The sequence below is a fragment of the Mesorhizobium ciceri biovar biserrulae WSM1271 genome, from assembly GCF_000185905.1.
GTDB lineage: Bacteria > Pseudomonadota > Alphaproteobacteria > Rhizobiales > Rhizobiaceae > Mesorhizobium > Mesorhizobium ciceri.
This window is the reverse complement of record NC_014923.1, coordinates 1225648-1247364: the sequence shown is the minus strand read 5'-3', so window position 1 is coordinate 1247364 and position 21717 is coordinate 1225648. Positions and strand designations below refer to the sequence as shown.

Sequence of the window (21717 nt, the reverse complement as noted above, 5' to 3'; positions counted from 1 at the left end):
GGGGTGCGGGTCATTCCCGCTCGATCTCTTACCCCTCGTTAGAGCAATTCCAGGAAAAGTGTGAAGCGGTTTTCCGTCTAGAATTGCGTCAAAACAAAGAGTTAGAGCAGCTCGCCGTTTCCGTGAAACGGTGAAATGCTCTAGCCGAGGAAATCGGCCCGGTGCGGCGTAAAGCTGTCGACCAGCCGCCCCGCTTCCAGCGCCTTGACGCCGTGCACCAGGCCCGACGGCACGATGAAACTCCCGCCCGTCCCAACGATCTCGGTCCGACCGTCGATGGTCACCTCGAAGCGGCCCTCGGCGACGTAACTTGCCTGGACGTGCGGGTGCGAATGCAGGGCGCCGACGCCACCCTTGTCGAAGCCGAATTCGACCAGCATCAACTCGTCAGTGTGCAGGAGAATGCGGCGCCTGTTGCCGTCCGGTGTCGCCGTCCAGGCGCCCTCGCCGGCATGCGCGAAGATCTTTGCGGTCATCGTCGTCTCCTCAGAGCAATTCCAGGAAAAGTGTGAAACGGTTTCCGTTCGGAATTGCGTCAAAACCTAGCGTGCCAGCCAGCCACCATCCACCGGCACCACCGCGCCATGCATGTAGTTGGACGCCGGCGCCAGCAGGAAGACGGCGGCATCGCCAATGTCGCCCGCCTCGCCCCAGCGGCCGGCCGGGATGCGCGCCAGGATGGCGGCGCTGCGGTCGGGATCGGCGCGCAGCGCCTGCGTGTTGTTGGTTTCGATATAGCCTGGCGCGATAGCGTTGACGTTGATGCCTTTTTGCGCCCATTCGCAGGCAAGCAGCCGGGTGATGCCGAGCACGCCATGCTTCGAGGCGGTGTAGGACGCGACGCGGATGCCGCCCTGGAAGCTCAGCACCGAGGCAATGTTGACGATCTTGCCTTTCCGCTCAGCGGCCAAGGCACGCCTGGCAAAGCTTTGGCAGAGCAAAAAAACCGTCTTCAGATTGACGTCCATGACGTCGTCCCAATCGGCCTCGCTGAGATCGACGGCATCGGCGCGCCGGATGATGCCCGCATTGTTGACCAGCCCGTCGAGCGGGCCGCTTTTGTCCCAGACGCGGTCGAGCAAGGGGCCGGCGGCTGACGTGTCGGCAAGATCGGCGCTCACCGCCTCGAATTGCCCGCCCATCGTTGCGATTTTTCTTGCCGTATCGTCCATCGACGAGCGGCCGACGCCGATCACCGTGCCGCCGGCGCGTGCGATCGAAACGGCGATGCCCTGGCCGATGCCGGTGTTGGCGCCGGTGACCAGGATACGTTTTCCGGCAAGGCTGAAGGGGTCGCTCACCGCAGATCGCCCAACGCCACCGGGTCGACATCGGTGTAGTCGACATTGTCGCCGGCCATCGCCCAGATGAACGCATAATTGGAAGTGCCGGCGCCGGAGTGGATCGACCAGCCCGGCGACAGCACGGCCTCTTCGTTGCCCATGACGATATGGCGCGTTTCGTCCGGCTCGCCCATGAAGTGGAAGACGCGCGCCGTCTCGGCCAGGTCGAAATAGAGATAGGCCTCCATGCGCCGGTCATGCACATGGCAAGGCATGGTGTTCCAGATAGAGCCCGGCGCCAGCTGGGTCATACCGACCACCAGCTGGCAGGTCTTTGCGCCATCGGCATGGATGAACTGGAAGATCGAACGCTCGTTGCAGGCATCCTTGCTGCCAAGATCGAGGCGCTTTGCATCGCCGATGCGGATCAGCCGGCTGGGATGAGCCAGATGCGCCGGCGCGCTGAGCAGATAGAACTTCGCCGGCGCCCCCTCGTCCGCTGAGGCGAAGGACACATCCTGTGTGCCCATGCCGAGATAGAGCATGTCGCGCGCCTGCAATTCGAAGGACTGGCCGCCGGTCGTGATGACGCCCACGCCACCGATGTTGACGGCGATCAACTCGCGCCGGTCGAGGAAACCTTTGGTGCCGGTCGGCTTGATCGCCTCCAGTTGGAGCGGCGAGCCTATCGGCACGGCGCCGCCGACGATCATGCGGTCGTAGTGGGTGTAGGTCAGGCTGATGCGGCCGGACTGGAACAGGCCGTCAATGTGGAAATTGTGACGGAGTTCATCGGTTCCCATCGCCGCGGCGGCAACCGGGTCTATGGCAAAGCGGGATGTGTAATCGGTATGGCTCTGGCTCATTTTCGTCCTGACTTGAAATGGGTCATTCGCCGGCGGCGGCCCTGACCGAACTGGCATAGAAAGCCTGACGCGCATGCAGGCGCTCGCGGTAGCGCTGCTGGCTGGCTGTGAGGTGCGCGCGCATTGCCTCGCGCGCCGCTTCGGCATCGCCCGATGTGATCGCATTGAGGATCACCAGATGTTCGCGCTGCAGCCCGCGCTGGTAGCTGTCGGATTGCGCCAGTTCGGTCGACCAGGGCGAGGTCACGTCGCACGGAATGGCGCGCCGGCCGAGCACGTCGAGCATCTCGACATAGAATGGGTTGTTGGTCGCGCTGGCGATGGCGCGGTGGAAGGCGAGGTCGGCCGGGCCGGTCGGCTCGCTGGCAAGCAGCAGCCGCTCGAATTCGAAGAAGGCTTCCTGGATCGCCGCCTCCTGCGCGGCGTTGCGGCGAATAGCGGCGATCCCGGCCGACTCGATCTCGATTGCCAGGCGTACCTCGAGCACGTTGAGCGCGATCGAATCCTTGGCTCCCATGTCGGCGGCAAGCGCTCCGAACATCGTCGAGAGATGCTCGGTGACGAAGACGCCGGCGCCTTGACGCGGCTCGACCAGGCCGTCGGCGGCAAGCTTGGCCAGCGCCTCGCGGATGACGGTGCGGCTGACGCCGAAGGTCTCGGTCAGCTGGCCCTCGGTCGGCAATTTGTGGCCAGGCAGGATTTCGCCCGCCTGCAGTTGCTTGCGGATCGCCGCAACGACGGTCTCCGACAGCTTGGGTTTTCTCTCGACCTTGAGATCGGCGGATGCAGCGGACACGTGATGGTCTCCTAAAGCAATTCCAGGAAAAATGTGAAACGGTTTCCGTCCGGAATTGCGTCAAAACAAAGGGTTAGAGCAGTTCGCCGTTCCCGTGAACTGCTCTAGTGGAACAGGTGCGGCAACCACAACGAAATTTCCGGCACGTAGGTGACAAGCATCAACACAGCGAAAGCCGCCCCATAGAATGGCCAGATCGAACGCATCGCCGTCCAGATCGGGATCCGACCGATCGCGCAGCTGACGAACAGCACGGCCCCCACCGGCGGTGTGCACAAGCCGATGCCGAGATTGAGAATGAGGATCACGCCGAAATGCACCGGATCGACGCCGTAGGCCATGACCACCGGCAGGAAGATCGGCGTGGTGATGATGATCAGCGGCGACATGTCCATGAACGTGCCGAGGATGAGAAGCACGACGTTGATCAACAGCAGGATGACCAGCTTGTTGTCGGATACCGACTGCAGGAAGGCGACCAGAGCGGCCGGCACCCTGAGATAGGCCAGCAGCCAGCCAAAGGCGGCGGCGCAGCCGATGATCATCAGCACCATCGCGGTTGTGCGCACGGCAGCGGTGGTCGCGGTGACGAAGTCGTTCCAGCTCATTGAGCGATAGATCAGCAGGGTCACCAGGAAAGCATAGACGATGGCGATGCAGGAGCTTTCGGTGGCGGTGAAGACGCCGGAGCGAACGCCGCCGAAGATGATGCCGATCAGGATCAGCCCGGGAATTGCGGCAACGAGCAATTGCAGCGCCCTGCCGAAGCCGGCGAACGGCTCGGTCGGATAGGCGCGGCGGCTGGCGACCCAATAGGCCGTGACCATCAGAGATAGCGCCAGCAGCAGGCCCGGTATGATGCCGGCGGTGAACAGATCGGCGATCGAGATCCGGCCGCCGGCCGAAATCGAATAAATGATCATGTTGTGCGAAGGCGGTATCAGCAGCGCAATGATGGCGCCGACTGAAGTGATGTTGACAGCATAATCGACGCCGTAGCCGCGCGCCTTCATCTGCGGGATCATCAGCCCGCCGACCGCCGAGGCATCGGCCACCGCCGAGCCGGAAATGCCGCCGAACATGGTCGAGGCGGCGATGTTGACCTGGCCGAGCCCGCCTCTCAGGTGGCCGACCAACGCCCCGGCGAGCGCAACAAGGCGAGCGGCAATGCCGCCGCGCACCATCAGGTCACCGGCGAAGATGAAGAACGGGATGGCCATCAGCGAAAACACGCTGACACCGGAGTTGAGGCGCTGGAACACCACCAGCGGCGGCAGCCCCAGCACCAGAACCGTGGCGAAGCTGGCGACACCGAGGCAGAAGGCGATCGGTGTGCCGATGATCAGAAGAAAGACGAAGGTGCCGAACAGAACCGTCAATGCCATCTAGAGACCCTCCTCGCCCGTGGCGTATTGATCGGCATCGACCGGCAGTCCGGCAAACCGCCCGGCAAGCCGCTCGAGCGAAAACAGGCAGACAAGCGCGCCGCCCAGGATGACCGGCAGGAAACTGACGCCGCCCGGGAAAGCGAGAGACGGCATCACCGTGTTCCATGTCAGCCGGGTGAGCTGGGCGCCGTAGACGATCATGCCGAGACCGAAGGCGAGCACGACGACATCCGAAATGCTGCGCAGTACCGCCTTTGCGGCGGGCGGCAGGAAATAGAGCAGCACATCGAAGCCCAGATGCGTGCGTTCGCGGACACCGACGGCCGCGCCCAAAAAGATGAACCACCCCATCAAAATCACCGAGAAGGGTTCCGTCCAGCTTGGCGAACTGTTGAGCACATAGCGTGAGAACACCTGCCAGAAGATGATCACCGTCATCAGCGTCAGGCCGATGCCGCTGACCCACAGCGCAAGCCTCGCCAGCCGTGACAGCAGCCGTTCTATTGCCAGCCAGAATGGTTTCATATGCGCACTTCCCCCTGGACGGTGGCGCGCAAGCTCGCGCCACCATTGCCGCGAACGGATTATTTGGTCGCCTGGATGCGCGCGGCGAGATCTTTCAACTCGGGGGTCGAGAGATATTTCTCGTAGACCGGCTTCATCGCATCGATCAGCGGCTGCTTGTCGATCTCACTGACCTTGACGCCGGCTTTCTCGACGATGTCGCGCGACTTCTTCTCCTGCGCGTCCCACAATTCACGCATCTTGACGACGCTGTCCTTGGCCGCCTGCCGCACGATCGCCTGGTCTTCCGGGGCGAGCTTGTCCCAGCTCGCCTTCGACATCACCAGAACCTCTGGCACGATCTGGTGCTGGTCGAGCGTGTAATGCTTGGCGACCTCGAAATGCTTGGCGGACTCGAAGCTCGGCCAGTTGTTCTCGGCGCCGTCGATGACGCCTGTCTGCAAAGCCGAATAGACCTCGCCATAGGCCATCGGCGTGGCGTTGGCGCCCAACGCATTGACCATGTCGACGAACACGTCGGATTGGATGACGCGGAACTTCATGCCCTTCATGTCGGCCATCGAGGTGATGTCCTTCTTGGTGTTGTAGAAGGAGCGTGCCCCGGAATCGTAGAAGGCGAGACCGACAAGGTCGTGAGTCTCAAAAGCTTTCAGGATCTCGTCCCCGATCGGCCCGTCCATGACATGGCGCATATGCTCGACCGAGCGGAACATGTAGGGCAGCGACGGCACCGCGGTCTGTGGAACGATGCCGTTGAACGGCCCCATGGAGACGCGGTTGAGATCGATGACGCCGGTCTGCGTCTGCTCGATCGTGTCCTTCTCCTCGCCGAGCTGCGCCGAATGATAGACCTCGACCGAATAGCGGCCATTGGTGCGCTGCTTGATCAGCTCGCCCATATATTTGACCGCTTCGACGGTTGGATAGCCGTCGGGATGGGTATCGGACGACCGCAGCACGGTTTCGGCGTTGGCGATGCCGACCAGCAACGAGCCGAAAACGAATGTTACTGCCGTCAATTTCAAAAGATGCAACATGACTTCCTCCCTATGAAACCAAAACGCCCGGCTCAGAGCCGGTAGGCCTTTTTCGCAAGTGTATAGGCAAGCTCGCGCGCCAGCTCATGCGCCTCGTCCTCGCGCAGCCGATGCTCGGCGACGAGACGCGCCAGGAACGCGCAGTCGACCCGCCGCGCCACATCGTGGCGCGCCGGGATCGAGGGAAAGGCACGGGTGTCATCGTTGAAGCCGACGGTGTTGTAGAAGCCGGCGGTCTCGGTGGTCATCTCGCGGAAGCGCCGCATGCCTTCCGGGCTGTCGTGGAACCACCAGGCCGGCCCGAGCTTCAGCGCCGGGTAGACACCGGCGAGTGGCGCCAGTTCGCGCGCATAGCTTGTTTCGTCGAGCGTGAAGAGAACGATTGTGAGGTCGCGCTCAAGTCCGACGCAGTCGAGCAGTGGCTTCAGCGCCGTGACATAGTCAGTCCGGGTCGGGATATCGAAACCCTTGTCGCGGCCGAATTTTTGGAAAACAGCCGACGAATGATTGCGCCAGGAGCCGGGATGGATCTGCAGCACCAGCCCGTCGTCGAGGCTCATCTTGGCCATCTCGGTCAGCATCTGGGCGCGGAACAGTTTCCGTTCGCGCTCGTCGTCGGAGCCACGGCGAACGCGATTGAACAGCTCCTGCGCTGCAGCATCCGAAAGATTGGCGGTCTCGGCCGTCGGATGGCCATGGTCGGACGAGGTCGCGCCGAAGCTTTTGAAGAAGGCGCGCCGCTGGCGATGCGCATCGAGATAGCCTGCCCAGCTGCCGGTGTCGCAGCCGGTGATCTCGCCGAGCCGGTCGAGATTGGTTGAAAACCCCTCGAAGTCGGGATCGACGACGGCGTCGGGGCGATAAGCGGTGACCACACGGCCCTGCCAGCCGCTGTCGCGGATCATCTGGTGCCATTTGAGATCGTCGAGCGCGCCTTCGGTGGTCGCGATGACCTCGATGTTGAAGCGCTCGAACAGGGCGCGCGGGCGGAAATTCTCCCACTGCAGCAGCGTCGCGATGGCGTCGTAGTGGCGGTCGGCGGTCGCTGCGGTCAGCGGCTCGTCGATGCCGAACAGATCGGCAAGCACATGATCGAACCACAGCCGGGTCGGTGTGCCCCGAAACAGATAATAGTGCTCGGCAAAACGACGCCAGATCGTCCGGCCGTCTGTCTCGACAGGCGCGCCGTCCAGCGTCGCCACGCCGAGATCCTCAAGGCGGATGCCTTGGCTGAACAGCATGCGGAAAATGTAGTGATCCGGAACGATGAGCAGTTGCGCCGGATCCGGAAAAGGCTCGTTCAGCGCATACCAACGCGGATCCGTGTGGCCATGCGGGCTGACCAGGGGCAGGTCCTTGATCCCGGCATAGAGATCGCGGGCAACCGAGCGCGAATGCGCATCGGCGGGAAACAGCAGATCCGCATCGGTCAGTGGCACGGCAATCCTCCCAGGGCCGCTATCGGTAGGGGCGGCAAGAAATAATGTCAACATACAAAAATTAGATTGTTGTATGATGACTTTTCGGCCCATTGTGTGGCGGGAAATCGAATGTTACGCCGCTTTGCCGATCCCTGCCGAGGCCACTCATGTCATCCGACCAGACCAGTCGCACCACGACGACCGAACGCCTTTCCACGAAGACGGTGCGCGCACTGCCGGCTTCGATCGCGACGCCTTCGTATGACCGCAGCCGCATCGTCCCGGGCATCGTGCATCTTGGCGTCGGCGCCTTCCATCGCGCCCACCAGGCCGCCTATGTCGACGATTGCCTGGCGGCCGGCGAGACGGATTGGAGCATAACAGGCGTTTCGCTGCGCAGCGCCGACACGCGCGACGCACTCACGCCGCAGGATGGGCTCTATACGCTGGCGATCAGAAGCAGTGGAACCGAAAAACTTCAGGTCATCGGCTCGATTACCGCGATGCTGGTGGCGCCGGAGGATCCGGGCGCGGTGCTGGCCGCGCTGACCGATCCGCGCACCCGCATCGTCACGCTTACGATCACCGAAAAGGCCTATCTGAGGGCGGCTGGCGGCGGATTGGACGCTGCTCATCCCGATATCGCCCATGATCTGGCCAATCCGCAGATGCCGAAGACAGCGCATGGTTTCCTGACCGAGGCGCTTGCCCGGCGACGCGCCGCCGGCACGCCGCCCTTTACCGTGCTCTGTTGCGACAATCTGCCGGCCAACGGCGCCACGCTGCATCGGCTGTTGGTTGAATTCGCCCAGTTGCGAGATGCCAAGCATGGCGTGAAGAGCGACGTTAGAATCGCCGACCACATCGCCCATCAGGTCGCCTTTCCTTCAAGCATGGTCGACCGCATCGTGCCGGCAACCACCGATGCCGATCGGGCGCGGATCGCTGAAGAACTCGGTGCCGAGGACGCTTGGCCTGTCATGACCGAGCCGTTCTGCCAATGGGTGGTCGAAGACAATTTCCCAGCGGGCCGCCCGGACTGGGAACAGTTCGGCGTCACCATGGTTCGCGACGTCGGCCCGTTCGAGGACATGAAGCTCAGGCTGCTCAACGGCTCGCATTCGGCCATCGCCTATCTTGGCCTGCTCAGCGGTCATGCCACCGTCGACCGCGCCTTCGCCGACCCGGCGATCCGGCAATTCGTCGATGCATTGTGGGCGGAAGCCATCCCGACCCTGCCCGAGGATGCCGGGCTCGACACGAGCGCTTATACTGCGGAGCTCGCTGAGCGTTTTTCCAACACTGCACTTGCCCACCGTACGGCTCAGATCGCCAATGACGGCAGCCAGAAATTGCCGCAGCGCATCGTCGCTTCCGCCATCGAATGTCTAGAAGCCGGTACCGAGCTGGTCCATCTCACGTTGGTGGTGGCTGCCTGGATCGCTGCTTGCGCCGCACGAGGAAAAACCTTGCCGGAGGGCCATTTCAGCGACCCACTCGACGCGGCGTTGACGGCACTTTTGGGCGAGCAACTGCCGGCGAACGAAACCGTGACCGCGGTGTTCGACCTCGCCGGCTTCGCCAGGGACCATGCCGAGCGCCAGACCTTGATCGAGCTCGTGGCCGTGCATCTCGTCCACCTGCGACGAGACGGCCCGACATTGGCTTTCGCAGCCTTGGGCATTTAAACAAAAAGCGAGGCAAGGCCCCGCTTTTTACTCTTTCATCGAACCGAATTTCAAGCCGGCAGGATGGCGCCTTCCAGCGTGGTGAGCTGGCTAAGGAACTGTTCCGCCTTGCTGCGAGCCTCGTCGTCCTTGGCATCAGTGGCGTCTTCTTTGGCTTCCTGGATGCGGCGCGCGAGATCGGCGCGGTCGACATCCTTCACCGCGACAGCCGATTCCGCCAGCAGCGTGCAGCCGGCCGGAACGATGTCGGCGAAGCCGCCGAACACCACATAGCGTTCTTCGCCGCCCGCTGCGGTCTTTACGGTGACGACACCCGGCTTGATCGTCGTCATGACCGGCGCGTGATGCGCCATCACGGTCATCTCGCCTTCGGCGCCCGGAATGACGACGGATTCAACCTGCTCGGAAACAAGCAGGCGCTCCGGCGAGACCAGTTCGAACTTGAAAGCTTCAGCCATGATCAATTTAGCGAATAGCGAATAGCGAGCAGCGAGTAGTCAGAAGAAGAATTCGCCGGCCCATATTCCCTATTCGCTACTCCCTATTCGCTATTCGCTTGATTACGCCGCTTCAGCCGCGAGGCGCTGTGCTTTCTCGACCGCTTCCTCGATGCCGCCGACCATGTAGAAGGCAGCTTCCGGAAGGTGATCGTAGTCGCCGTTGCAGAGGCCCTTGAAGCCCTTGATGGTGTCGGCGAGGTCGACCAGCTTGCCCGGGGCGCCGGTGAACACTTCGGCGACGAAGAAGGGCTGCGACAGGAAGCGCTCGATCTTGCGGGCGCGGGCCACGGTCTGCTTATCTTCTTCCGACAGCTCGTCCATACCCAGGATGGCGATGATGTCCTGCAGCGACTTGTAGCGCTGGAGGATCGACTGCACCTGGCGGGCGACGCCATAATGCTCGTCGCCGACGACCAGCGGGTCGAGCATGCGCGAGGTCGAATCCAGCGGATCGACGGCCGGATAGATGCCCTTTTCGGCGATGGCGCGGTTCAGCGTCGTGGTCGCGTCAAGGTGGGCGAACGAGGTCGCCGGCGCCGGATCGGTCAAGTCGTCGGCGGGCACGTAGATCGCCTGCACGGACGTGATCGAGCCTTTGGTGGTGGTGGTGATGCGTTCCTGCAGCGCGCCCATGTCGGTGGCGAGCGTCGGCTGATAGCCCACGGCTGAAGGAATACGGCCGAGCAGAGCCGACACTTCCGAACCAGCCTGCGTGAAGCGGAAGATGTTGTCGACGAAGAACAACACGTCCTGGCCCTGGTCGCGGAAATACTCCGCAACCGTCAGGCCGGTCAGGCCGACGCGGGCGCGCGCGCCCGGCGGCTCGTTCATCTGGCCGTAGACGAGCGCGGCCTTGGAGCCTTCGCCGCCGCCCTTCTTGTTGACGCCGGATTCGATGAACTCGTGATAGAGATCGTTGCCTTCGCGGGTGCGCTCGCCGACGCCGGCGAACACCGAATAGCCGCCATGCGCCTTGGCGATGTTGTTGATCAGTTCCTGGATCAGCACGGTCTTGCCGACGCCGGCGCCGCCGAACAGGCCGATCTTGCCGCCCTTGGCGTAGGGAGCCAAGAGGTCGAGCACCTTGATGCCGGTGATCAGGATCTGTGCTTCCGTCGACTGCTCGACATACGTCGGAGCCGGCTGGTGGATGGAGCGCATTTCGATCGCGTCGACCGGGCCTTCTTCGTCGACCGGCTCGCCGATGACGTTGATGATGCGGCCGAGCATGCCCGGGCCGACCGGCACGGTGATCGGCGCGCCGGTGTCACGCACTTCCTGGCCGCGAACCAGACCTTCGGTCGAGTCCATGGCGATGCAGCGCACGGTGTTTTCACCCAGGTGCTGGGCGACTTCGAGCACCAGACGGTTGCCGACATTGGTCGTCTCGAGCGCGTTCAGGATCGCCGGCAGGTGATCGCCGAACTGCACGTCGACGACGGCGCCGATGACCTGGCGGACCTTGCCGACAACGCCGGTTGCCTTGCTGGCCACTGCCGATGTCTTGGCAGCTGCGGTCTTCGCCGGTGCTGCTGCCTTGGCCGGGGCCGCCTTCGCGGCTGCTGCTGGAGCCTTTGCCGCCTTCGCGGGGGCTGCTGCCTTCGCGGCTGCGGCCTTGGGGGCTGCCTTCTGGGGGGTCGCTGCTTTCGCCATCGTCTTTACCCTTTTTCGTCCTTTGTTTCTCACGCGGTCCGGTCGCGGGCAAAAAACCCGCGGACCGCGCCTAGAGCGCCTCGGCGCCCGAAATGATTTCGATCAGTTCCTTGGTGATCTGCGCCTGCCGCTGGCGGTTATAGGTGATCGACAGTTTGTTGATCATCTCGCCAGCGTTGCGCGTTGCATTGTCCATGGCGCTCATCTTGGCGCCCATCTCGCCGGCCGCGTTTTCGAGCAGTGCCCGGAAAACCTGCACGGAAATGTTGCGCGGAATGAGATCGGAGAGGATTTCGCCCGGCTCCGGTTCGTATTCATAGACAGCGTTGCCGCCATCCGTCACTTCCGCCTGAGCCGAAGCAACGCCCGCCGGAATGATCTGCTGCGCGGTCGGGATCTGGCTGATCACCGACTTGAACTGCGAATAGAACAGCGTGCAGATGTCGAAGCCGCCCTCGTTGAAGAGATGGATGACCTTCTTGGCGATGGCATCGGCATTGACGAAACCGAGTGTCTTGACCTCGCGCAGATCGACGCGATCGATGATCAGCGACGCGTAGTCGCGGCGCAGGATGTCGAAACCCTTCTTGCCGACGCAGATGATCTTGACCTGCTTGCCGTCGGCCAAAAGCTTGCGGATGTGGTCGCGGGCAAGACGGGCGATCTGCGAATTGAAGCCGCCGCACAGGCCGCGCTCGGCGGTGCAGACGACGAGCAGATGCACATCATCCTTGCCGGTGCCGGTCATCAGCGCCGGGGCATCGCCACCGCCGCCGATCGCCTGGGTGATGTTCGCCAGCACGGAACCCATGCGCTCCGAATAGGGGCGCGCCGCTTCCGCAGCCTCTTGCGCACGGCGCAGCTTCGCCGCAGCGACCATCTGCATCGCCTTGGTGATCTTCTGCGTCGCCTTGACCGAGGCGATACGGTTACGAAGGTCTTTTAATGAAGGCATGCTTCAAACCTGATCCCGTCTTGTCGCTTCGCTCAGGCGAAGGTCTTGGCGAAAGCGTCGATCTCGGCCTTCAGCTTGGCGCGCAGATCGTCCGACAGTGCCTTTTCCTTGCGGATGGCGTCGAGAACGTCCTTGCCGGCCGCACGCATGTGGCTGAGCAGGCCATGCTCGAACTTGCCGACCTGGTTGACCGGCAGCTTGTCGAGATAACCGTTGACGCCGGCGAAGATCACCGCGACCTGCTCTTCCGTCTTCAGCGGCGAGAACTGCGGCTGCTTCAGGAGTTCGGTCAGGCGCGATCCGCGGTTGAGCAGGCGCTGCGTGGCGGCGTCGAGATCCGAGCCGAACTGCGCGAAGGCCGCCATTTCGCGGTACTGCGCGAGCTCGCCCTTGATCGAGCCGGCAACCTGCTTCATCGCCTTGATCTGCGCGGCCGAGCCGACGCGCGACACCGACAGACCGACGTTCACCGCAGGACGGATGCCCTGGAAGAACAGGTTGGTTTCGAGGAAGATCTGGCCGTCGGTGATCGAGATCACGTTGGTCGGGATGTAGGCCGACACGTCGTTGGCCTGCGTCTCGATGATCGGCAGAGCGGTCAGCGACCCGCCGCCCAGATCGTCGTTGAGCTTGGCGGCGCGCTCGAGCAGGCGCGAGTGCAGGTAGAACACGTCGCCCGGATAGGCTTCGCGGCCCGGCGGGCGGCGCAGCAGCAGCGACATCTGGCGATAGGCGACGGCCTGCTTCGACAGATCGTCATAGCTGATCAGCGCGTGCATGCCGTTGTCGCGAAAATATTCACCCATGGTGCAGCCGGCGAACGGCGCCAGGAACTGCATCGGCGCCGGGTCGGAAGCGGTGGCGGCGATGATGATCGAGTATTCGAGCGCGCCGCGCTCTTCCAGCACCTTGACGAACTGCGCGACGGTCGAGCGCTTCTGGCCGACGGCGACGTAGACGCAGTAGAGCTTTTCCTTCTCGGGGCCGTTGTCGTGCACCGACTTCTGGTTGAGCATCGTGTCGAGGATGATGGCGGTCTTGCCGGTCTGGCGATCGCCGATGACCAGCTCGCGCTGGCCGCGGCCGACCGGGATCAGCGCATCGATGGCCTTGAGACCGGTCGACATCGGCTCGTTCACCGATTTGCGCGGGATGATGCCGGGCGCCTTGACGTCGACGCGCTTGCGCTCGACTGCCTTGATCGGACCCTTGCCATCGATCGGATTGCCGAGCGCATCGACGACGCGGCCGAGCAGGCCTGGGCCGACGGGAACGTCGACGATGGCGCCGGTGCGCTTGACGATGTCGCCTTCCTTGATGTCGCGGTCGGCGCCGAAGATGACGACGCCGACATTGTCGGCTTCGAGGTTGAGCGCCATGCCGCGGATGCCGCCGGGGAATTCGACCATCTCGCCGGCCTGGACATTGTCGAGGCCGTAGACACGAGCGATACCGTCACCGACGGACAGCACCTGTCCAACTTCGGAGACCTCGGCCTCCTTGCCGAAATTCTTGATCTGGTCTTTCAGAATTGCGGAAATTTCCGCGGCGCGGATGTCCATCAGCCGACCTCTTTCAGTGCAAGCTTGAGCGAATTGAGTTTGGTTTTGAGCGACGTATCGATCTGGCGCGAGCCCATCTTGACCACCAGCCCGCCGAGCAGCGACGGATCGACGGTGACGGAGATAGCCACGTCCTTGCCGGCAACGCTCTTCAGCGCCGCCTTGAGTTCGGTCTGCTGGACAGCCGTCAGCGCGTGAGCCGACGTCACTTCAGCAGCGGTCTCGCCACGGTGTTCGGCTGATATCTGGCGGAACGCCCTGATCATGCCGGGAATGGCGAACAGCCGGCGGTTGCGGGCGACGACGCGCAGGAAATTTCCGGTGAGGCCGGTGATCCCGGCCTTGTCGGCGATCGCCGCGATGGCCTTCGCCTGGTCCTCGCTGGAGAACACCGGGCTGTTGATCAGCCGGGTGAGATCAGCGCTGCCCGCGAGCATGATTTCGAAACTGTTGAGGTCGGCTTCGACCTTGGCCACGGAATTTGCCTGCAGGGCGAGTTCGAACAGCGAACCCGCATAGCGTTCTGCGACACCTGAGATTGGCGATGACGATTGAGCCACGGACCGTCTTTTCTCTTGTCTGACAGGCCGTAGATTGTTGGCGCGAGCAAAAACTCTGGCTAAATCTTTGACCTTACTGCATTTTTTCGAGCACGGAGGCGCGGCTTCCGCTATCCCCGGCCGAAAGTCGATTGCCGTCTAGCACAGGCATTTTAAGACCGCAATGCGTCGTTCCGCATGGTTTTCAGGCACTATTGTCGCATCCGGCGAAAGTCGCCCGTCTTCCATCGCGGAATACCCAATGATTCAAGGCAGAAAGCCGAAGGCGAAGGCGAGCGGCAACGCCGCCAGGACCAATTCCAGCACAATGGAAACCCAATTGAAAGGCGTGTTGGCGCCATCAGACATCATCGACAGCAGCCGGCCGAAGGCAGTGAACAGCCAGGAGAAGCCAAGCGCCATGTAGATCAGCGGCTGCGCCAGCAGGATACAGCACAGGCCGACACCGAGATAAAAGCCGGACATCCTGCCGCGCCCCTCGGCGATCGCGGCAGCCTTCTCTGGCTTGACCTGCAGGCGCAGGGCACGGAAGGCGAGACCCGGCGCCAGGAAGAACAAAAGCCCGAGCAGCACCGTGAAGACGGCGCTCGACCAAGCCAGCCATTCGCCCTGGCTCGTCGGCCATGGAAGCGCAAAATCCATCTTGTCCCCTCGAAATGCCTGTTTTGAAATTCCGGGCATTCTAACGGAGGAAAGCCCCCGCGCCAGATGGGTCCAGGTACTTTAGGCAGCGCGCATCAACCGAGCGCGAATTCCACAGCCGCCTCGGCATGGATGCGCGTCGTGTCGAAGACCGGGATGTCGAAATCCTGCTGGCCGATGAGCATGGTGATCTCGGTGCAGCCCATGATGACGCTGTCGGCCGCCTCTTCGCGGCGCAGGCGTTCTGTCTCGGCGATATAGGCCGCCTTGGATGTTTCGGTGACGATGCCCTGGCACAATTCCTCGTAGATGACACGGTGCACCATGTCGCGCCCGGCCGCATCAGGCACCACGGGGTCCAAGCCAAATCTGTCAGCGAGCCGGCCTTTGTAGAAATCCTGCTCCATGGTGAAGCGCGTCGCCAGCAGCGCCGGACGCTGCATTCCGGCACGCTTGACCGCCACTGCGGTGGCATCGGCGATGTGGATCAGCGGGATCGACACCGACGCCTGCACCTGATCGGCCAGTTTGTGCATGGTGTTGGTGCACAAAAGCAGACCTTCCGCGCCGCCGGCCTCAAGCTTGCGCGCCGCTTCTACGAGGAGCACGCCGGCACCGTCCCAATCGCCGTGATGCTGCCGCTCGGCGATCTCTGCAAAGTCGAACGACCACAGAAGCAGTTTCGCCGAATGCAGCCCACCCAGCCGTTCGCGCACGATCTCGTTGAGCAGGCGATAGTAGATGGCGGTCGATTCCCAGCTCATGCCGCCGAGCAGGCCAAGGGTCTTCATATGAGTTTCCACATCTCGCTGGCTTGCGGGCAACCTATCGCTGAAAGCGCAACCTTACAAAAAACTCTGCGGGTCGACGTCGACCTGCACCCGGACCGAGCCGCGTTGCTTCGGCCCGTTGGCCAGCATGGTCCTGATAAAACCTTGCATGTCGGCGCGCCGTTCGCCCTGGATCAGCAGCCGGAAGCGGTGGCGGCCGCCGAGCAGTGACAGTGGCGCCTCGGCTGGCCCCAGCACGAACAGATCTGACGCCTCGGGTGCGGCGCGGCGCAGGCCACGTGCGTGGCCCTCGGCTTCCGCTCGTGTCACCGCACTGACGATGACACCCGCGAGCCGGCCGAAGGGCGGCAGGGCAGCCCGTTCGCGCTCGGCGATCTCACGTTCGTAAAATGCCTCGGCGTCGCCCGAGACGATCGCCCGCATCACCGGGTGGTCGGGCTGAAAAGTCTGCAGCAGGCCAAGGCTCTTCTTGCCGGTGCGGCCGGCGCGGCCGGTGACCTGGCTGAGCAGCTGGAACGTGCGCTCGGCGGCGCGCGGATCGCCATTGGCAAGTCCGAGATCGGCGTCGACGACGCCGACCAAAGTCATGTTGGGAAAATTGTGTCCCTTGGCGACGAGCTGCGTGCCGATGACGATGTCGGCTTCGCCATCGGCGATCGCCTCCAGCTCCAGCCGCAGCCGCCGCACGCCGCCCATCAGGTCTGACGACAAGACGATGGTGCGCGCGTCGGGAAAATGCGTAACGACCTCTTCGGCGATCCGCTCGACGCCCGGTCCGCAGGCGACCAGATGATCGAGCGTGCCGCATTCCGGGCAGGCTTCGGGGCGGCGCTCATTGTGCCCGCAATGATGGCAGACCAGCTGGCCGCGAAAGCGATGCTCGACCAGCCAGGCCGAGCAGACTGGGCAGCCGAAGCGATGACCGCAGACCCGGCACAGCGTCAAGGGCGCATAGCCGCGCCGGTTGAGGAACAGTAACGACTGCTCCTGCCTCTCCAGCGTCTGGCGCATCTGGTCGAGCAGCACCGGCGACAGAAAGCCGCCACGCGCCGGCGGCGCCCGCCGCATGTCGACCGCCTTCAGATGCGGAAGTGCTGCCTCGGCGAAGCGAGCGGAAAGCACCGCCCTGTTATATTTACCTTGGCTCGCATTGACCCGGCTTTCGACCGACGGCGTCGCCGACGCCAGCACCACGGGGAAGCTGCCGATATGGCCGCGCACCACCGCCATGTCGCGCGCATTGTAGAAGACGCGGTCCTCCTGCTTGTAGGCAGGGTCGTGCTCCTCGTCGACGACGATAAGGCCGAGCTCCTTGAACGGCAGGAACAGCGCCGAGCGCGCGCCGGCGACGACCCGCACGCCGCCCTCCGCCACTTGCCGCCAAACCCGCTCGCGCATCCGCGGCGGCAGGTCGGAATGCCATTCGCCCGGCTTGGCGCCGAAGCGCTGCTGGAAGCGCTCGAGAAAGGCATGCGTCAGCGCGATTTCCGGCAGCAGGATCAGAACCTGCCTCCCCTGGTCGAGCGCAGCCGCCACCGCCTCGAAATAGACCTCGGTCTTACCCGAACCGGTGACGCCGTCGAGCAGCGCGACGTTGAACACGCCGGCTGCGACATTGGCGCGCAGCATCTGCGCCGCGGCGCCCTGGTCCGGCATCAGTTCCGGAATAGCGTAGCCGGGATCGGGCGCGGCCACCACCGGGCGCGGCGGGATCATCACGGTCTCGAACACGCCTTGCGCCCTCAGGCCGTCGATCACCGTCGAGGACACGCCGGCGGCGTGAGCGAGGCCGGAGCGCGTCCAGGCAAGGCCGCCTTCGGCCGTCTCCAGCACGCGCTGCCTGGCGCCCGTCATCCGGTCAGGTGCGAGAAGCGTGCGCTGCAACCCCTCGATCCACGGTTCGGGGTCGAAAGCCTCCGGCGCCCTGAGCAGCATGCGCGCCACCATGCCGGGCGGCGATAGCGTGTATTGCGCCACCCAGTCGACGAAACGGCGCATCGCGCGGTCGATCGGCGGGCAATCGAAGACCTGTTCGATGGGGCGCAGCTTCTTCGCATCGACCTTCTCGACCGCGCCGTCCCAGACGATGCCGGCGACCTGGCGCGGACCGAGCGGCACGCGCACGATCGAGCCCGGCGCCACGCGCATGCCGGCCGGCACGGCGTAGGTGTAGGGGCGTTCGGCGGGCATCGGCACCAGCACCGGTGCGGCTGCGACAAAGGGCGAATCTTCGATCATGAGGCGTGACCTTGCCCTGACTTTGGTCTAGATCAAAGGCCGACCCCAAATGTGCATGACATGCACATGAAAATCTTCAGGAGACCCGCCATGAAATTTTTTGTCGACACCGCCGACGTCAAGGATATCCGTGAGCTGAACGATCTGGGGCTGCTCGACGGCGTCACCACCAATCCGTCGCTGATCCTCAAATCCGGCGGCAAGATCGCCGAGGTCACCAAACAGATTTGCGACATCGTCAAGGGTCCGGTCTCGGCTGAAGTCACCGCCACCGAATATTCCGAGATGATGCAGCAGGCCAAGGTTCTGGCCAAGATCGCCGACAATGTCTGCATCAAGGTGCCGCTGACGCTGGACGGCCTCAAGGCCTGCAAGACGATCCGCACCGAGATGAACCGCCTGGTCAACGTCACCCTGTGCTTTTCGGCCAACCAGGCGCTGCTTGCGGCCAAGGCCGGCGCCTCGTTCATCTCGCCCTTCGTCGGCCGCATCGACGACATCGGCATCGACGGCATGGAGCTGATCCAGGAAATCCGGCAGATCTATGATAATTACGATTTCCAGACCGAGATCCTCGTCGCCTCGGTGCGCACCGTGAACCACGTCAAGCAGGCGGCACTGATCGGCGCCGACGTCGTGACCGCGCCGCCGGCGACCCTGAAGGCCCTGGTCAACCATCCGCTGACCGACAAGGGCCTCGCCGCCTTCCTCGCCGACTGGGCCAAGACCGGCCAGAAGATCGGCTGACGATGGTGATCGGCTGAAGCCAATTCGTTTGTGATGAAAAAGGCCGGGCAACCGGCCTTTTTCATGTGCGCTCCAAGCAGACTGCCGCTCAATCCGCCCCGTCATCCTCGGGCGGGCTCGCCGGCTGGCGCCGGCCCATGATGATTTCGCGTTTGCCGACATGGTTGGGTGTGCCGACCAAGCCTTCCTTTTCCATACGCTCGACCAGCGACGCGGCGCGGTTGTAGCCTATGCCGAGACGGCGCTGGATGTAGGAGGTCGAACACTTCTTGTCGCGCACCACCACCTTGACCGCCTCGTCGTAGATGGCATCGCTGTCTTCGGCTGCAACCGATCCCTTGTCGAAGACCGCGCCCTGGTCGTCTTCCTCCTCTTCCTCATCCTCGTCGGCCGTCACGGTTTCCAGATATTCGGGGCGGCCCTGTACCTTCAGATGCGCGACCACATGCTCGACCTCCGCGTCGGAGACAAAGGGACCGTGCACGCGGGAAATGCGTCCCCCACCCATCATGTGCAGCATGTCGCCCTGGCCAAGCAGCTGCTCGGCGCCCTGCTCGCCCAGGATGGTGCGGCTGTCGATCTTGGATGTCACCTGGAAGGAAATCCGGGTTGGGAAATTGGCCTTGATCGTACCCGTGATGACGTCGACCGAGGGGCGCTGCGTTGCCATGATCAGGTGAATACCGGCAGCGCGTGCCATCTGCGCCAGACGTTGGATCGCGCCTTCGATCTCCTTGCCGGCGACCATCATCAGGTCGGCCATCTCGTCGACGATGACGACGATGTAGGGCATCGGCGCGAGGTCGATTTCCTGCTGTTCGAAAAGCGGCTCGCCGGTGCCCTTTTCGAAGCCGGTCTGCACCGTCATGACGACGGTTTCGCCCTTGTCGCGGGCAGCGGCGGCGCGCTCGTTGTAGCCATCGATGTTGCGCACGCCGAGCCTGGCCATCTTGCGATACCGGTCCTCCATCTCGCGCACCGCCCATTTCAGCGCGGTGACGGCTTTTTTGGGATCGGTGACGACGGGCGTCAGCAGATGCGGAATGCCGTCATAGACGGACAGCTCGAGCATCTTGGGATCGACCATGATCAGCCGGCATTCTTCCGGCTTCAGCCGATAGAGCAACGACAGGATCATGGTGTTTATGGCAACCGACTTGCCGGAGCCGGTGGTTCCTGCAACGAGCAAATGCGGCATCTTCGCCAGCTCGGCAATGACAGGCTCGCCGCCGATCGTCTTGCCGAGACACAGCGCCAGCTTGCAGCTCGTCTTGCGGAAGCCCTCCGATTCGATCAGCTCCCGGAAATAGACGGTTTCGCGCATCTCGTTCGGGAGCTCGATGCCGATGACGTTGCGGCCGGGCACGACGGCGACGCGCGCCGAAATCGCCGACATGGAGCGGGCGATATCGTCGGCAAGCCCGATGACGCGAGAAGATTTGACGCCCGGCGCCGGTTCGAACTCATAGAGCGTGACGACCGGGCCGGGACGAACATGAATGATCTCGCCACGCACGCCGAAGTCTTCGAGCACGCTTTCCAGCAGATCCGCGTTCTGCTCGAGCCGCTCCTGCGACATGTAGAAACCTTGTCCCTCCGGTGGCTGCTGCAACAGCTCTTCCGAGGGAAGCTCGTAGGGATCGCCCGCGGTTGACAGCACCACCTTTCCAGCCCCAGGCAAGCGTGCAGAGCGGGCGCCAACGGCCTTGGCAGGGACGTTCGCATTTGGCGCGGCCGGCGCGGAAACGGCATCGCTTTTGGCGGCTGGAATTATGACAGGCTGGACCGGCGACAGCGCATTGCTCGCCGGCACGTCAGGTTGGGCGACGGCCTGGTTCGAATTGGCCGGCCAAACATCCGGCAACGGCTTCAAGGCCTGGCCCGGCAGGCAGTCGATGACACGAAACAAGGCGGTGGCATCGGTCCCTGTCGTCGGGCGGATGTCGATCGGCATGGTGGTGACTGGCGCTGCGGCGAGCGGCGCAGGCGACGCTGAACCGGTTTGCCGGGCCGACGGCGAAACGTCGACCAGATAGGGTGCCATAGCCTCGAAGAAGGCATGATCCGAAAGATAGGGCCAGCGCTGCCTTTCGGTTTTGGTCGGGGCGCCCGGAGCAACGGACGCACGCGCGGATGCCCGTCCCGTTGCGACCGTCCTCGGCGGCACCGGCGCAACGGCTGGCACCTTCTCCCTGGCGCGCACGGACGGGACAAAAGCAGCAGCCGGCGGCAGTGGCCCTTGCGTGGCGTGCCCGGTCTGCGGCTGGGAGGCAGGGCTTTTCACCGACGCCGGCAATGCCAGGAGCGAGGGCGCGGAGGACGCCCTGCCGACCATGGGTTGCGCAACGGCTTGCTGTGCCGGGCGCGTCGCGCCGTGTTCGACGACACGCTCGTGCTGCGGATGATGCTTCCTGGCCTCATAATCCGGCGTGCGTGTAAAACGCACGTTGGGTGCAAGGAAGAAATATTCCTGCCAGGCAGGGCTCTCGATATCGCCGATTTTCGAAGGCGTGTCGTCGGAGCCACTCCGCGGCTCCATATAGGGCCGCTTGTTGCCGCCGAGATCGACCACCGGCGCGGAATAGCCGGCCTGGCGTGTGGCGGGCTGCCGGCCGGCCGTTTCCTTGCGAGCCGGACGATCAAGGTCGCTTGCCGCGGAAGAACTTCGCTGACCACCCCTGTCGCCGATGCTCTCGGAGCGCTTCCCCTCGGGATCATCAGGCGATGCGGCCGTCGACAAATTGACCCGGGAAAAACGCTTGGCTTCCATTCTCAAGACTCACTGTGAAATGTCTGCCGAGCAATAGGGAGCGAGTGGTTAACAGTTGCTTCCCGGATGGGTCGCCGACGATCCTGAGCGCCAAAATCTTCGTGGCAGTCTGCGAGCGACGTGGCACGATCGTCGCCTCGCCGCACCCACCGCTGTGGCGCGATCTACTCGCTGTGCTATAGCAGGCCGATGGGTCTCTTCGGACAATCTCTGTTCAGAATCTGGCTCTGTTCGGGAATCTGGTCATGATCCCACGATCATCCCGTCATGCCTGGGGCGCCAGACCGTTTTCGTG

At 63.4% G+C, this 21717-nt stretch carries 19 protein-coding genes; 2 read left to right on the top strand and 17 right to left on the bottom strand.

The features are described 5' to 3' along the window. Positions 1–140 precede the first annotated feature (140 nt). The 8 genes from MESCI_RS05915 to uxaC all read right to left on the bottom strand — a co-directional run bounded on the left by MESCI_RS05915 (position 141) and on the right by uxaC (position 7388). Positions 141–476, bottom strand: coding sequence for a cupin domain-containing protein (locus tag MESCI_RS05915; RefSeq protein WP_013529048.1), 336 nt, complete (start codon positions 474–476; stop codon positions 141–143). Positions 477–542: 66 nt separating this feature from the next. Beyond that, a complete protein-coding gene (gene kduD / locus MESCI_RS05910; protein ID WP_013529047.1) occupies positions 543–1301 on the bottom strand; it encodes a 2-dehydro-3-deoxy-D-gluconate 5-dehydrogenase KduD in 759 nt (252 codons plus the stop codon). Continuing rightward, a complete protein-coding gene (gene kduI / locus MESCI_RS05905; RefSeq protein ID WP_013529046.1) occupies positions 1298–2149 on the bottom strand; it encodes a 5-dehydro-4-deoxy-D-glucuronate isomerase in 852 nt (283 codons plus the stop codon). Before kduI ends, kduD begins: the two co-directional genes overlap by 4 nt. Positions 2150–2171: 22 nt before the next feature. Further along, on the bottom strand, positions 2172–2945 hold the full coding sequence (locus MESCI_RS05900; protein ID WP_013529045.1) for a FadR/GntR family transcriptional regulator: 774 nt from the start codon (positions 2943–2945) through the stop codon (positions 2172–2174). Positions 2946–3049: 104 nt separating this feature from the next. Beyond that, the gene (locus MESCI_RS05895) at positions 3050–4330 is read right to left on the bottom strand and encodes a TRAP transporter large permease (protein WP_013529044.1); all 1281 of its coding nucleotides are present in this window, start codon (positions 4328–4330) and stop codon (positions 3050–3052) included. Next, the gene (locus MESCI_RS05890) at positions 4331–4858 is read right to left on the bottom strand and encodes a TRAP transporter small permease (protein ID WP_013529043.1); all 528 of its coding nucleotides are present in this window, start codon (positions 4856–4858) and stop codon (positions 4331–4333) included. 59 nt (positions 4859–4917) lie between these two features. Beyond that, positions 4918–5895, bottom strand: coding sequence for a TRAP transporter substrate-binding protein (locus MESCI_RS05885; protein WP_013529042.1), 978 nt, complete (start codon positions 5893–5895; stop codon positions 4918–4920). Between the two features lie 32 nt (positions 5896–5927). Further along, positions 5928–7388: a glucuronate isomerase gene (uxaC, locus tag MESCI_RS05880; RefSeq protein WP_164919856.1), complete on the bottom strand. Its 1461-nt coding sequence runs from the start codon at positions 7386–7388 to the stop codon at positions 5928–5930. Positions 7389–7483: 95 nt separating this feature from the next. Here uxaC and MESCI_RS05875 point away from each other — a divergent pair, with 95 nt between their 5' ends. Then, positions 7484–9004 (top strand): mannitol dehydrogenase family protein, encoded by a 1521-nt coding sequence (locus MESCI_RS05875; protein ID WP_013529040.1) that lies wholly within the window; start codon positions 7484–7486, stop codon positions 9002–9004. Between the two features lie 50 nt (positions 9005–9054). On the opposite strand, the gene MESCI_RS05870 is transcribed toward MESCI_RS05875, so the two are convergent. The 8 genes from MESCI_RS05870 to MESCI_RS05835 form a co-directional block, all read right to left on the bottom strand. Next, positions 9055–9462 (bottom strand): F0F1 ATP synthase subunit epsilon, encoded by a 408-nt coding sequence (locus MESCI_RS05870; protein WP_013529039.1) that lies wholly within the window; start codon positions 9460–9462, stop codon positions 9055–9057. A 102-nt stretch (positions 9463–9564) separates the two neighbouring features. Further along, positions 9565–11157, bottom strand: coding sequence for a F0F1 ATP synthase subunit beta (gene atpD, locus MESCI_RS05865; protein ID WP_024504228.1), 1593 nt, complete (start codon positions 11155–11157; stop codon positions 9565–9567). Positions 11158–11227: 70 nt separating this feature from the next. Next, entirely contained in the window at positions 11228–12112 is an 885-nt protein-coding gene (locus tag MESCI_RS05860; protein ID WP_013529037.1) for a F0F1 ATP synthase subunit gamma, read from the bottom strand. 32 nt (positions 12113–12144) lie between these two features. Then, positions 12145–13674 (bottom strand): F0F1 ATP synthase subunit alpha, encoded by a 1530-nt coding sequence (gene atpA, locus MESCI_RS05855; protein WP_013529036.1) that lies wholly within the window; start codon positions 13672–13674, stop codon positions 12145–12147. Then, positions 13674–14234, bottom strand: coding sequence for a F0F1 ATP synthase subunit delta (locus tag MESCI_RS05850; protein WP_013529035.1), 561 nt, complete (start codon positions 14232–14234; stop codon positions 13674–13676). Before MESCI_RS05850 ends, atpA begins: the two co-directional genes overlap by 1 nt. Positions 14235–14480: 246 nt before the next feature. Further along, positions 14481–14876, bottom strand: a complete 396-nt coding sequence (locus tag MESCI_RS05845; RefSeq protein WP_013529034.1) for an AGROH133_08824 family phage infection protein — start codon at positions 14874–14876, stop codon at positions 14481–14483. A 95-nt stretch (positions 14877–14971) separates the two neighbouring features. Next, positions 14972–15667 carry an aspartate/glutamate racemase family protein gene (locus MESCI_RS05840; RefSeq protein WP_013529033.1) on the bottom strand — a complete coding sequence of 232 codons (696 nt, stop codon included), beginning with the start codon at positions 15665–15667 and terminating at the stop codon, positions 14972–14974. Between the two features lie 54 nt (positions 15668–15721). Then, positions 15722–17905: a primosomal protein N' gene (locus MESCI_RS05835; RefSeq protein ID WP_013529032.1), complete on the bottom strand. Its 2184-nt coding sequence runs from the start codon at positions 17903–17905 to the stop codon at positions 15722–15724. Positions 17906–17995: 90 nt separating this feature from the next. Between MESCI_RS05835 and fsa the strand changes: the two genes are divergently transcribed. Next, a complete protein-coding gene (fsa, locus tag MESCI_RS05830; protein ID WP_013529031.1) occupies positions 17996–18652 on the top strand; it encodes a fructose-6-phosphate aldolase in 657 nt (218 codons plus the stop codon). A gap of 88 nt (positions 18653–18740) precedes the next feature. On the opposite strand, the gene MESCI_RS05825 is transcribed toward fsa, so the two are convergent. Beyond that, positions 18741–21422, bottom strand: coding sequence for a DNA translocase FtsK (locus MESCI_RS05825; RefSeq protein WP_013529030.1), 2682 nt, complete (start codon positions 21420–21422; stop codon positions 18741–18743). Positions 21423–21717 lie beyond the last annotated feature (295 nt).